The sequence below is a fragment of the Pediococcus sp. M21F004 genome, assembly GCF_051122535.1.
In the GTDB taxonomy this organism is placed as follows: Bacteria; Bacillota; Bacilli; order Lactobacillales; family Lactobacillaceae; genus Pediococcus; species Pediococcus inopinatus.
On record NZ_CP177314.1, the window covers coordinates 984,896 to 997,634 of the forward strand.

At 40.5% G+C, this 12,739-nt stretch carries 12 protein-coding genes; 1 reads left to right on the top strand and 11 read right to left on the bottom strand.

The annotated features are described in order from the left end of the window. Positions 1–258: 258 nt before the first annotated feature. The 10 genes from ACLHK8_RS05200 to ACLHK8_RS05245 form a co-directional block, all read right to left on the bottom strand. Entirely contained in the window at positions 259–576 is a 318-nt protein-coding gene (locus ACLHK8_RS05200) for a metal-sulfur cluster assembly factor (RefSeq protein WP_057773375.1), read from the bottom strand. Beyond that, positions 573–1,970, bottom strand: a complete 1,398-nt coding sequence (gene sufB, locus ACLHK8_RS05205; protein WP_057773373.1) for a Fe-S cluster assembly protein SufB — start codon at positions 1,968–1,970, stop codon at positions 573–575. Before sufB ends, ACLHK8_RS05200 begins: the two co-directional genes overlap by 4 nt. Further along, positions 1,967–2,410, bottom strand: coding sequence for a Fe-S cluster assembly sulfur transfer protein SufU (gene sufU, locus ACLHK8_RS05210; protein ID WP_434520437.1), 444 nt, complete (start codon positions 2,408–2,410; stop codon positions 1,967–1,969). Before sufU ends, sufB begins: the two co-directional genes overlap by 4 nt. Then, positions 2,400–3,635 carry an aminotransferase class V-fold PLP-dependent enzyme gene (locus tag ACLHK8_RS05215; RefSeq protein WP_323715256.1) on the bottom strand — a complete coding sequence of 412 codons (1,236 nt, stop codon included), beginning with the start codon at positions 3,633–3,635 and terminating at the stop codon, positions 2,400–2,402. Before ACLHK8_RS05215 ends, sufU begins: the two co-directional genes overlap by 11 nt. Further along, entirely contained in the window at positions 3,628–4,821 is a 1,194-nt protein-coding gene (sufD, locus tag ACLHK8_RS05220; RefSeq protein WP_434520438.1) for a Fe-S cluster assembly protein SufD, read from the bottom strand. Before sufD ends, ACLHK8_RS05215 begins: the two co-directional genes overlap by 8 nt. A 2-nt stretch (positions 4,822–4,823) precedes the next feature. Continuing rightward, positions 4,824–5,621 (bottom strand): Fe-S cluster assembly ATPase SufC, encoded by a 798-nt coding sequence (gene sufC / locus ACLHK8_RS05225; protein ID WP_323715258.1) that lies wholly within the window; start codon positions 5,619–5,621, stop codon positions 4,824–4,826. Positions 5,622–5,632: 11 nt separating this feature from the next. Then, the gene (locus ACLHK8_RS05230; RefSeq protein ID WP_434520439.1) at positions 5,633–6,238 is read right to left on the bottom strand and encodes a VIT1/CCC1 transporter family protein; all 606 of its coding nucleotides are present in this window, start codon (positions 6,236–6,238) and stop codon (positions 5,633–5,635) included. 111 nt (positions 6,239–6,349) lie between these two features. Continuing rightward, the gene (gene nrdG / locus ACLHK8_RS05235; protein WP_057773363.1) at positions 6,350–6,931 is read right to left on the bottom strand and encodes an anaerobic ribonucleoside-triphosphate reductase activating protein; all 582 of its coding nucleotides are present in this window, start codon (positions 6,929–6,931) and stop codon (positions 6,350–6,352) included. Beyond that, positions 6,876–9,083, bottom strand: coding sequence for an anaerobic ribonucleoside-triphosphate reductase (nrdD, locus tag ACLHK8_RS05240; protein ID WP_434520440.1), 2,208 nt, complete (start codon positions 9,081–9,083; stop codon positions 6,876–6,878). Before nrdD ends, nrdG begins: the two co-directional genes overlap by 56 nt. Before the next feature lie 277 nt (positions 9,084–9,360). Beyond that, on the bottom strand, positions 9,361–10,323 hold the full coding sequence (locus tag ACLHK8_RS05245) for a serine hydrolase (protein ID WP_434520441.1): 963 nt from the start codon (positions 10,321–10,323) through the stop codon (positions 9,361–9,363). A gap of 260 nt (positions 10,324–10,583) precedes the next feature. Between ACLHK8_RS05245 and ACLHK8_RS05250 the strand changes: the two genes are divergently transcribed. Then, on the top strand, positions 10,584–10,805 hold the full coding sequence (locus tag ACLHK8_RS05250; protein ID WP_057773356.1) for a hypothetical protein: 222 nt from the start codon (positions 10,584–10,586) through the stop codon (positions 10,803–10,805). A gap of 97 nt (positions 10,806–10,902) precedes the next feature. Here the strand turns inward: ACLHK8_RS05250 and ACLHK8_RS05255 are convergent, their stop codons facing one another. Beyond that, complete coding sequence (locus tag ACLHK8_RS05255; protein ID WP_434520442.1) at positions 10,903–12,543, bottom strand: peptide ABC transporter substrate-binding protein; 1,641 nt, start codon at positions 12,541–12,543, stop codon at positions 10,903–10,905. Positions 12,544–12,739: the final 196 nt, after the last annotated feature.

The window sequence follows — 12,739 nt, forward strand, 5'->3', positions numbered from 1 at the left end:
CTAGTATCGAAACTTTATCTAAGCTGACCAGTCCGCTAGATAAAAAGTTGAAGATTACCTACGCATAAATTCAAAAAATCTTATAATCTATGTTTTACTTTAAACACGCCCATACTGTGTGTTTTTCATCTCCAAACCTATGCAACAAGAAAAAGTTTGTAAAATAATAATTTAAAGCAATTTTTGAACAACTCAAAATAGCCAGTCAAAAAGTACTTACTTGTCGTTAAGTTCTTTTTGACTGACTATTTATATGTTCTACCACATCCCCAACTCTACCCGGGCTTCACGGCTCATTTTGTCGATGGTCCAAATTGGTTCCCATACTAAATTGATTTTCACTTTTTTAACCTGATCTAATGTCAACAAAGCATCAGTTATTGATTGATTCAAGACATCAGTCAACGGGCAGCCCATCATGGTTAGTGTCATCGTGACTGTGCAAAGACCAGTTTCATCACAGGCAACTCCATAAATTAGCCCTAAGCTCACCAAATCAACTCTAATTTCCGGATCAATCACACTTTTCAACACTTCATAAGCTTGTTTTTCAAAATCTTCATCAGCTATCATCATCCAATTGCCCCTTCCATTTCAAAACTAATCAGACGATTTAATTCGACCGCATATTCCATCGGTAATTTCTTGGTAAATGGCTCAACAAAACCCATCACAATCATTTCAGTTGCCTTACGTTCCGAAATTCCGCGACTCATTAAATAGTACAGCTGTTCTTCTGAAATTTTAGAAACTTTCGCTTCATGCTCCATTGAAACGTTACTATTTAAAATTTCGTTGTACGGGATAGTATCACTGGAAGACTGGTCATCCATAATAATCGTATCGCACTCCACATGGGCAAATGACCCGGCAGAATTCCGGGCGAACTTCACATTTCCCCGATAATCCACAATACCCCCATCTTTGGCGATCGATTTCGACACAATCGACGAAGATGTATCAGGTGCATTGTGAATCATTTGTGCTCCCGTATCCTGATCCACATTATGGCCGGCAACTGCTATTGAAAGCATCGTTCCTCGAGCCCCACGTCCATTCAAATAAACGGAGGGATACTTCATTGTCGTTTTAGACCCAAGATTACCATCAACCCATTCCATCGTGGCATTTTCCAGAGCCTGTGCCCGTTTGGTCTCCAAACTATACACGTTGGTTGACCAATTTTGAATCGTTGTATAGCGACAATAGGCATCCTTCAAAACGTTGACTTCAACCACGGCCGCATGCAAACTATCCGTGTCATATTTGGGAGCGGTACACCCTTCCACGTAATCAATTCGGCCACCTTCATCCACAATAATCAACGTGCGTTCAAACTGACCGGAATTAGCAGCGTTAATCCTAAAGTAGGCCTGCACCGGGATTTGTGTTTGTACCCCTTTCGGAACATAGAGAAAGGTGCCACCTGACCAAACTGCCGCATTCAAAGCCGCAAATTTATTGTTTGTCGGTGGAATTAGCTTGCCAAACCACTTTTTAAAAAGTTTGGGATACTTTTGGAGCGCAGTATCCGTATCCGTGAAAATAATTCCTTGTTTGGCAAACGATTCGCGCATATTGTGATAGACCGCTTCCGATTCATACTGAGCAGACGAGCCCGCTAAGTATTCTCTTTCAGCTTTGGGAACTCCCAAACGATCAAACGTCTTTTTAATCGTTGGCGGCACATCATCCCAATTCCGATATTTTTTGTCCGTGGCCTTTTGATAGTACAACATATTTTTTAAATCTAAATCATCTAAATTGGGGCCAAATTTAGGAATTGGCATGCTTTGATAAATTTTGTAAGCTGCCAATCGATAGTCCAGCATCCACTTAGGCTCGTGTTTTTCGGCTGAAATTTGGCGAATGATTTGTTCATTCAAACCTTTACCGGTGGAAAAAACTGGCTTCACATCGTCATGAAACCCATATTCGTATTCATCGGGCATTTCTGTACTCGTACTCATTTTACCTCTCCTTTTAACGCTTCTTTAGCTGCATGCCACGCTAAAGTTGCACATTTAATCCGAGCCGGAAACTCTGCTAAACTCCCTAAAATTTCCGCATCTCCTAGAACTTTCTTGGCTTCATTTGAGATTGAATTTCCCATGGCTAACTGAAAAAAAGCGTCACAACTTTTAATTGCCTCTGAAATTTCAAGATTAGTCAGGGCATCGGTCATCATGCTTGCCGAGGCTTGTGAAATGGTACAGCCATTTCCAGTAAACGAAATTTTTGCAACCCGGTTCGCCTTAGTTTTGATAAATACTCGAATATCGTCTCCACAAGAAACATTATGTAGTTCCACACTTTGAGTCGCATCGCCCAACTCATGTTTATGATGCGGATGATCTGCATGGTCCATCACCACTGCCAAATAAAGTTGATTTAACTTATTAAGACTCACGGTTGAAGAACTCCTTTACCATTTTTAAATCATATACAAACCGATCCATATCGGCCAATGAATTATAAAAACTCATGCTAGCGCGAACGGTCGACTCCACTCCCAGAGTTGTCATTAACGGTTGCGCACAATGATGCCCGGCACGAACTTCAACTCCCAACATATCCAAACCCGTCGCCACATCGTGTGGATGAAGATCTCGCAAATTAAATGCCACGATGCTTTCGTGTTTGGCAACTGTTTTGGGTCCATACATTGTCAGTCCAGTTATTTGGGCCAATTGAGGGAGTAAATAAGTGACCAATCGATGTTCAGTGGCTTCAATCCACGGCATCCCCAGTTTGTTAAGATAGGTAATTGCTGCCCCCAAACCGATCACGCCCCCAATATTCGGTGTGCCCGCTTCAAACTTCCACGGTGCCGTTTGCCACTTGGCTTGTGTACGACTCACCGTTTCAATCATTTCCCCACCAAATTGAATGGGCGCCATTTCGTTTAATAAATCTAATTTACCATACAGCACCCCGATTCCCGTGGGTCCCAGCATCTTGTGCCCGGAAAAAGCCAAGAAATCGGCATCTAAGTCCTGCACATCAATCGTTTGATGAGCCGCAGATTGAGCAACATCCACAACCACATAAGCCTGCTGCTGATGTGCCAACTTGGTAATTTCTTTAATCGGATTGGTCACTCCCAGAACGTTACTTGTTTGGGTGACTGCCACAATTTTCGTCCGCTCCGTCAGTTTGCGTTTAAAATCCGCCATATCTAGCGTTTGATCGGCGGCTAATTCCACATATTTCAACTTCGCATGTTTTCTTTGTGCGAGCTGTTGCCACGGAATTAAGTTGCTGTGGTGTTCCATAATGGTAATCAAAATCTCATCATCTTCGTGAACGACCAGATCTCCAAAACTGCTTGCCACCAAATTAAGGCCGTCAGTTGTTGAACGCGTGTACACGATTGATTTAGCGTCATCGGCATGAATGAACGCCGCTACTTGTTCGCGGACGTTTTCATATGCCGTCGTGGCGTCATTAGCCAATGTATAAACTCCGCGATGAACGTTAGCATTGGTGTTTTGGTAAAAACTTACAATCTGGTCTAAAACGGGATTAGGCGTTTGCGAAGTCGCCGCATTATCCAGATATAGGAGTGGTTCATCATTAATTTTGCGCGTTAGGATTGGAAAATCCTTAACTGCCTCTTCAAATTTTTTATCCATTAGTTAACTTTCTTTCTAACACTTTCCGGAAGGTTTCCCGTGCCTGTTGATTTTGGATTTCTTTCGCAAAACTGCCAATAAAGCCGCGGACGACAAGCCGTTTAGCGGTGGCTTTAGGTAAGCCACGACTCATTAAATAGTACAATTGCTTCTTATCTAAGCGTCCGACACTGGCAGCATGACCCGCCACCACATCATTTTCATCAATCAACAAAATTGGGTTAGCATCCCCACTTGCCTGATCCGATAACATCAAAATTCGATTTTCTTGTTCCGCAATCGTACCGTGAGCCCCATGCACAATCTTGCCAATTCCGTTAAACACTAGCCGCGACTGATCTAAAATAACGCCCCGTTGGCGAATCTTGCCAACTGTATAAGGTGCTAAATTGGTCAAGCGTGTATTCATTCCTTGAATTTGATTTCCAGATGTGATTGCCGCATTATTAATTGTCGCTGTTGCCCGTCTACCAACCAGTTCCGCATTCATTTCGGCAACCACTTTTCCATCGCTAAAGGACCCAATTGTCCAATTCAACTTGGCATTTTCACCCACATAAGCTTGGCGATTAACATAAACCGTTTCCTCAGTAGAAAAACTGTCCACGTTTATCAGTGTTAATTGGCTGTTTGCTTCCAAAACAATTTCGGTAATACGATGTATTTTTGAAGCAGTTTGTTTTGCATCACCCGCTAAACAAATGGTGGCCTTAGCGCCTTCACCCAATACAAGCAAATTGTGACTAATTTCTGCAGAATTTTCTGGAAGATCAATTTGATCCAGCATAATTGGCTCGTCTAATTGGGCCTGTTTTGGAATGTATAGAAAATTTCCTGCGTTCACGAACGCCGTACTAAAATTGGTTAATCGATCAGCCGGTTCAGTTAACGCTTTTTTCATATAATATGTTTGAAATAACTTTTCATGCTTTACCAGAGCCAGGGCGATGGGACACAAGATATACTCACGTGTACTTTGATCAACAAGTTTCATATTTTCATCAGTAGCCACCGCATTAGCTGGGGTTTCTCCCAAGCCCCAATCTCGATAGTCGACTTTAGCAAAACGTGGATCCTTGGTTGTTTGTAATTTTTCAAAAGCCTTTTTACGCAGATTCGTAAACCAAGTCGGTTCATTTGGAAATAAAAATGAGGTTAGATTTATCTTACTGTCTGTTTCAATCATTCCTAAACCTCCGAATCTACCAAATCGACGTCAATTCCTAACTCATCTCTCAAACCAGAATACCCTTCGTCTTCCAAACGATCCGCCAAACTAGCATCCCCCGTTTTAACAATGCGACCACCCATCATGACGTGTACTTTATCAGGCTGGATATATTTCAAAATTCGCTTGTAATGCGTGATCATCAGCGTTCCAAAATCCGGTCCAATTACGTGGTTGACACCCTTGGAGACAACTTGAAGCGCATCAATATCTAGGCCTGAATCCAATTCATCCAGGATCGCAAAAGTGGGTTTAATCATTAGTAATTGCAAAATTTCGTTTCGTTTCCGTTCCCCACCAGAAAAGCCCTCGTTTAAATAGCGCTCCGCCATATCGCTTGTCATGTTCAAGATATTAAGCGCGTCATCCAATTGAGCCAAAAACGCCTTGATCGGAATGGGTTGCTCACTTGGCCGCCGGGCGTTAATTGCCGCCCGCAAGAACTCCATATTGGTGATACCTTTAATTTCGGCTGGATATTGCATCGCTAAAAACAATCCGGCTCTGGCGCGCGCATCCACAGGTTCTGCCAACAAACTTTTATTATTCAAAAGAATATCGCCTTGTGTAACGTGATAATGGGGATTTCCCATTATGGTTTCAGATAAGGTCGATTTCCCGGTTCCGTTGGGGCCCATAATGGCATGAACTTCGCCTGTGTGCATGACTAAATTCACCCCAGTTAAAATCTCTTTTTCTACCTGTGTGTCGTCATCTTTAACCGCTACATGTAAATCTTTTATTTCAAGTGTTTCCATTTTGAATCCTCCTACGCAGAAATCGTCATCCCTAATAGACTACCAATTAAATAAGTCGCCACTGTGGTAAAAACGCCCACCGCAACGTTGCGAATAACTGCTTTATAAACTGGTGTTTCTGCTTTGTTGTAACCAATAATTGCATTAATCGAAAGTGCAATGATCATTGCTAACGCGGTATTGGTTACTCGCCAACGACTATTAGACAGGCTGATTGCAAGCAACGGAATAATGGCGCCACATAAAAATGAGAAGAAAGAGGCTGTTGCTGCATGAATCGGATTTAACACATCCAGTTCGCTAATTTTGGTTTGGTAGAGATTTTTGGTGCTCAGCTGGCCTGCAGCCTGAATGTTTAGGCGTTTCAGTTGCACTTCTTTTTGAGCACTCACTGAAATGTACTCTCCCCCAGCCATCGAACAGGCGCCAGCTAGCATCCCTGAAACGCCACTAATGAACAAGGTACAACTGCTAAGATTGGCTGCCGCGGCACCAAGGACAATTCCTGAAACCGAAATAATCCCGTCGTTCGCACCCAAAATCCCGGCACGTGTAATATTTAAACTATCCCAAAAATGAAATTTTTTAGCCTTGACAAATTTTCGAATTTCTAACATTTTGTTTCCCCAATCCATAATTTGCTTTGTTTTCCAAAACTTTTCCTCTTTTGTTGTGAGAAAATATGCATGAAAATTCAACTTTTCAAATCTTCATGCACATCAAGTTTTTTATCGCACCAATTTGTCCCAGATGATAACTTTATCCGCTGCTAAAGATTTAGGGACATCGATAATGCGTTGGTTAGAGCTTCCCCGAAATTGGAGCGTTAAATCCTTCTTTTCTTCTAAGAAACGACCATCCACCAAAATATCAATTAGTGACAGCATTTCTAGTTTGTCATCAGAATCTTTCAATAGTTCATCCCAGTTATAACCAGTCCAGGACCAAATATCTTTGGTATGGCCGAATTCTTGCCGAATTCGTTTGCAAATTCGAATACATACTTGTGTATTTAAAAATGGTTCGCCACCCAGCAACGTTAATCCTTGGACATAATCTTGGCTCAAATCTTCCATAATTTGATCTTCTAATTCTTGCGTGTAAGGTTTGCCATAATGAAAGTTTTGCGCCGCCACATTGTAACAACCTGGGCAATGAAATGGGCAACCACTCACATATAAACTACAGCGAACTCCTTCGCCATCGACAAAGTTAAAAGCCTTGTAATCGGCAATATATTGTAAACTTAAATCTTTAGCCAACCACTCTTTCGGCATCGGATTGTTTGGACCGTGCGTTTTTCGCTGCATTTTGGATCATCTCCGTTGTTAAATTTTTCCGTCTTGAAGCAATTTCCACGTGCCGCCCGTGAACCATCGGGCGTTGTTGTGGATTGCCGAGATACCCACATGTCCGTTTAACCACATCACAGAACTGAGGATCATGATTACCACATTGCGGACATTGGAAGCCCCGCGCCGTTGCTTTAAATTCACCCTTAAATCCACATTTATAACATTTATCAATTGAGGTATTGGTTCCCAAATAACCGACATGATCATAAGCCCAATCCCAGACTGCTTCTAAGGCTTTGGGATTTTGGGTTAGATTTGGATATTCACAATAATGAATAAAGCCACCGGAAGCATACTTAGGAAAATCTTGTTCAAAGGTTAATTTTTCAAAAGGCGTTGGATGTTTGCGAACATCATAATGAAAACTATTCGTGTAATACTCTTTATCAGTCACATTGGCGACCTTACCAAACTTGGCAATATCATCGCGACAGAAAGTATCGGTCAACGATTCGGCTGGTGTGGAATACAGGCTGTAATGATAGCCGCTTTCCTTTGTCCAATCAGCACATTTTTTCCACATCGCTTTGACAATCTGTTCCGCAAAATCATGGGCTTCGGCATTATGCTCCCAGTCTGGACCATAAAAGACGGTACAAACTTCATATAAACCGATGTAGCCTAATGAAACTGTTGCGCGTTCATTTTTGAAAAGTTCATCCACATCGCCATCAGCTGGCAAGCGCTTACCAAAAGCGCCGTACATATAGAGTAATGGCGCATTTTTGGGTTCTGCCTCTTTGGTCCGTTCCACGCGATAAGCCAACGCTTGATGACATAGAGTCATGCGTTCTTCAAAAATTTCCCAGAATAATTTTTTATCACCGTTTGATGCCAACGCTAATCTAGGCAAATTAACGGTCACGACGCCAAGATTCATCCGACCTGAATTAACTTCTTTACCATTTTCGTCACGCCATCCTTGTAAGAATGAACGACAGCCCATGGGTGTTTTAAAACTACCCGTCAGTTCTTTGATTTTGTCATACATTAATAAATCGGGGTACATGCGTTTAGTAGAACATTCAATCGCTAATTGTTTAATGTCATAGTTAGGATCGGTTGGATGCAAATTCAAATCACGTTTAAGTGTAAAAATTAATTTCGGAAAAATTGCTGTTCTGTGTTCGGTACCTAATCCTTTAATTCGAATTTTTAAAATGGATTTTTGAATTTCACGTTCAATCCAACTGGTTCCGAGCCCGAAATTCACCGTTGTAAAAGGCGTTTGCCCCTGGGAAGAATACAAAGTATTAATTTCGTATTCCAAAGCCTGCATCGCATCATAAATATCTTTTTTAGTTTTACTTTTGGCATAGGCTTCTTGCTTATCTGGAGAAACCCAATCTTTAGCGTCAGCCAAGTGTTTTTGATAATTAATTTCGGCATATGGTGCCAATAATTGATCTACCCGATTAGCAGAGCAACCGCCGTACTGAAGTGACGCCACATTGGCGATGATCTGAGCCATTTGCGCCGTCGCCGTTTGAATGGACCGCGGCGAATCGACTTCGGCATTACCAATTTTATAGCCGTTTTTAAGCATCCCATCAAAATCAATCAAACAACAATTAGTTTCCGGGGTAACTGGTGAATAATCCAAATCATGCCAATGGATATCGCCCCGTAAATGGCCCTTCGCAACTAATTCTGGTAACATCTTCAAGCCCATCGCCCGACTGGCCGCACCGGCTTCCAAATCGCGTTGTGTATTAAAAATAGTGCTGTCCTTATTGGCATTTTCATGAACAACTTCGGCATCCCGTTCGAAAACTTTTTCGATGCGCTTTTGCACATTGGTGGCATCAGAAAAATTCTGCTGCTCTTTATCAAAATAATCTGCATAAGCCGTTGCTGAATCTTCTAAACCACAATTTTTTAATTGCTCAATCACCGCATCATGAATTGCTTGGGTGCTAATCACTGCCTGATCATGAAATTGATTGACCAATGCTTCACAAATCTGATCCTGAATTTTTTTATCTGCCACTACCTGTCGAAGACTAAAAAGTAACTTATACGGGTAAAATTTAGTCTGTTCACCATCTCTTTTTTGAATAAGTGATGTTCGTAATAGTCCTAATTTGTCCTGAAATGTTGATATCATATTGTACCTCCTACTGCTTTATATGTAATCGATTATTTCCTTTTAGTAAGCAAAAGTACACAATCAGTTGTGTTTTTATTTGCTGTGCATACTATATATAGTAGACCGTTTAACTATATTTGTATATGACTTTTTTGGGAAATTTTTTAACCAAGTTGACTAAAGGTGTGGTGCTGCCGTTTGCCTCGAAAAAAGTTTTTTTAAAGTAATCACGCCAACAAAAAAAGGATCAAAAATTTCGGTTAAGAAATTCCTGCTCCTTATTTAAACTCAAACCTTATTTTCCTGCATTTGTCCCATAAACGATCGTTTGAACTTTTTTGGTGATTTCAGCCATTTTAGGAAAACCACTAAAGCCCGATTGTCCGTGACCATGGGTCATAATAACCAATATATATTTCTGACCATTGGGTAAGGTCACTATTCCAGCATCATTGTTGGTATCATTTAGAAAGCCAACTTTATCAGCCACTTTGGTTCCCGTCTTGGCAGCACTTGCGCCAGCGGGAATTCCCGTTCGATAAATTTGTTCACTCATTAATTTTAGAATTTTTTCCCGATCACTGGCATTTTTAAATGGACCGGTTCCGGCCGCCAACTGTTTAAGCAAGAGCATCAGGCCGTGACTGGTCGTCTTGGCGATAACCGTTTGTTGAAATACCGGCGTATACCAGCCCTGACTGCCGATAAATTTATTAACAGCTGCCATCCCATAGTTTTCAAGCTCGCTATCAGCAAAGGTGTTGGCACTATCCACAATCATCTGATAAAATCCTTCTGTATTACTCGACGTCCAACTAAATTTACCATTTTGCTTTTGGTGCATCAGATAAGCTGCAATAAATAATTTATAAGTGCTAGCCGCAGTTTGCGCGGTGTGAGCATTGGCTTCAGTTGCCAAACTCCCCGGCTTATAAACAGCTGCGTCCGTGCTAGCCGCTGCCTTACTTTTTGGTGTTGCACCTAAATTATAAAAACTGACACTGACTGTCCCATCTTTGGTCACCGTTTTTAAATAGCTCGCAAGTTCGGCCTTAATTTTTTTCTGTTTATTCGTGACTTCAGAAGAACTTGAACTGACAGTGGTCTGTTGACTACTATCAGTGCCTGACTTAGATTGGGCTTTACTGCTATTACTATTAATTTGAAGGAACACCAAAATAATCAAAAGAACTCCCATGACCCATGGAAAAGCTTTAAAAACTGTTCGGTTAAGCTGCCTTCTTTTTTTATCATTCATTTTTTATTTCCTTTTATAAAACCATCATGATTGCGTGATAAATCTCCATGTCCAAGCATACACTTCAAACTTATTATTTTATAGAGATTTTTGAAAGATTCACAAAATATTCAGATTTTTCGTCTTCAAAATGAATGCCACTCTAAAAAACTTAACGTCATTTTAAGTTTGCTATTTTGTAAGGGTTTACTTTTAATCCTCTTTATTATAGAATTTACTTGATCAGATCAAACAAATACATAAGACAGGGAGATATACACATGATTATTGTAAATTCACCACAAAAACAAGATGAAATTGTTGAGCTTTTAACTAACTATACTGACGGCGATTTTAACTTTGAATTCGTCAAAAAAACTGGAATGCGCATGGAATTTAAAACCTCTGCCACTGATTTAGATGCCGCTGCAAAGACTGCAAAAGGCTTAATTAAATCAGAAAAATGGGGATCAGTTCTCTTTTTCCAAGTTGTCGCTGGTTAAATTTAATAACGTTTAGAAATTTTAAAAAGGAAATTGACGGCCGTCGAAACTAAGCGAGGCTATCAATTCCCTTTTTTAATAGTTATTTATTAATGCATCATTTAGTCACATAAGCATTCTTCAGGTAAGTTCCACCATCAGTTGTTGAAACGGCATTTTTAACCTTTGGATTGTGCAAATAGGTTGAGGCGCCCTGATCGATAACCGCAACTCCTTGTTGTTTCATCAAAACTTTTTCAGCTTTCACATAATCGTCATATCGTGCTTCTGAATCGTTGGCGTCAGTCGTAATTGCAGCTTTCATGTACTTATCAAACGTCTTATTACTAAACGAGCCAAAGTTATAAGGGTTTCCGGTCTGTTCCAATTGAAGGACATCCATCAAATCAACAAAATCCGGACTCCAACCAGTCAATGCCATATCAAATCCCGTATGACTGGACATCTTAGTAATAGCTGATTTCTTTGGCAAGGTGCTTACTTTTACATCTGCGCCATTAAGAGTTTGGTTAATCTCACTTTGCATGTATTCAGCAACTTGCGAATTAGTTCCCTCATCCCAACACATTAATTGAATGGTTAGTTTTGTTTTGCCAAGCTGTTTCATCCCTTTTGCCCAGTATTTTTTAGCAAGCTTCTTGTTTTGGGTCGTGGTATTAGCAACTTCAGCATCGGTTGCAAAATCAGTCCCCGTCTTTGGATTTTCAGTAAGTTTAGACGGCACAAATCCTTTTGGTGCAATTGATCCATCTGCTAATACCTTGCTAGTTACTTGTTCACGATTTAAGACTAGTGACAGTGCACGACGGATATTAATATTTTGCATAGCTTGATTTTTAAAATTATAAACTGCGTAGGTCATCGAATTAGCTAATGAAGAATAAAAATCTTTATTGCTTTTCTCTTGAGTAGCTTGTTCACCAGACAATGAAATATCATCAAGCTTTTTCACTTGGTATAGATTCAGTGCTGTACTTGAGTTTTGGACCACCTGCATGTTAACCGTTGATAAGTGAACCACTTTTTTATCCCAATACTTAGTATTTTTCTTCATCTTCCAAGTTAAGTTAGACCCAGTCCAACCTTCTTGAACAAACGGACCGTTGTAAACAGTTTTGGCGCTAGTTGTCCCATAAGATTTTCCGTATTTTTCAACCACTTTTTTATCCTGTGGGAAGAACGCAGGGAGCGCCGTCATTTGTTTCAAATAAGGGGCTGGTTTTGATAATGTCACTTTAAAAGTTGTTTTATTAACTGCCTTAACTCCGAGTGTCTTAGCACTCTTCTTATCGTTCATAATGGCATTTGCGTTTTTAATTGGGGCAAACAAAAAGGCGTTTGGAGCCTTGGTGTCTGGGTCAACAGTCCGTTGCCAGCCATAAACAAAGTTTTGAGCAGTAACCGGATCTCCGTTACTCCATTTCATCCCTTTATGTAATGTAAATGTATAGGTTAATCCATCTTTACTAACTTTGGTTTTAGTAGCTGCTTCAGCCACTAATTTACCATTCTTATTTGGATGATAAAGACCTTCATTGGTATTATTCAATTGCAAAAGTGACGCCGAGTCGTCCGCTAATGAGGGATCCATCGTTTCGACCTCAGTATTAGCCATTAAATTGTAACTTTGCTTCGTCGCGTACTTATGCGTCCCTGCACTAGCACTCTTACTTCCACAACCCGCCAGCAACATTGCTGCTGCTACAAAAAATACTGATACTTTCCATTTTCGATCCATACACAACACCCCTTAAATTTGGATAAAAAAATGCCCGCTACACTTCATTTACGAAGCACAGCGAGCAACCCAATTATCCTTTTATGGTAATACTAAAAAGTTATTAGCCAAGGATTGAAGTCACATTACTGTGCACTTTAATTAATAAGCTAATAATGACTAAAATACTTAAAATAGCTTTAACAAAATGTGTCAT

What these genes read in the sequence shown, in the direction of transcription:
- ACLHK8_RS05215 (WP_323715256.1), bottom strand. Translation starts at nt 3,635, where the DNA reads ATGGATAAAAAATTTGAAGAGGCAGTTAAGGATTTTCCAATCCTAACG.
- nrdD (WP_434520440.1), bottom strand. Translation starts at nt 9,083, where the DNA reads ATGATATCAACATTTCAGGACAAATTAGGACTATTACGAACATCACTT.
- ACLHK8_RS05200 (WP_057773375.1), bottom strand. Translation starts at nt 576, where the DNA reads ATGATGATAGCTGATGAAGATTTTGAAAAACAAGCTTATGAAGTGTTG.
- nrdG (WP_057773363.1), bottom strand. Translation starts at nt 6,931, where the DNA reads ATGCAGCGAAAAACGCACGGTCCAAACAATCCGATGCCGAAAGAGTGG.
- ACLHK8_RS05230 (WP_434520439.1), bottom strand. Translation starts at nt 6,238, where the DNA reads ATGTTAGAAATTCGAAAATTTGTCAAGGCTAAAAAATTTCATTTTTGG.
- sufD (WP_434520438.1), bottom strand. Translation starts at nt 4,821, where the DNA reads ATGATTGAAACAGACAGTAAGATAAATCTAACCTCATTTTTATTTCCA.
- sufB (WP_057773373.1), bottom strand. Translation starts at nt 1,970, where the DNA reads ATGAGTACGAGTACAGAAATGCCCGATGAATACGAATATGGGTTTCAT.
- ACLHK8_RS05250 (WP_057773356.1), top strand. Translation starts at nt 10,584, where the DNA reads ATGATTATTGTAAATTCACCACAAAAACAAGATGAAATTGTTGAGCTT.
- ACLHK8_RS05245 (WP_434520441.1), bottom strand. Translation starts at nt 10,323, where the DNA reads ATGAATGATAAAAAAAGAAGGCAGCTTAACCGAACAGTTTTTAAAGCT.
- sufC (WP_323715258.1), bottom strand. Translation starts at nt 5,621, where the DNA reads ATGGAAACACTTGAAATAAAAGATTTACATGTAGCGGTTAAAGATGAC.
- ACLHK8_RS05255 (WP_434520442.1), bottom strand. Translation starts at nt 12,543, where the DNA reads ATGGATCGAAAATGGAAAGTATCAGTATTTTTTGTAGCAGCAGCAATG.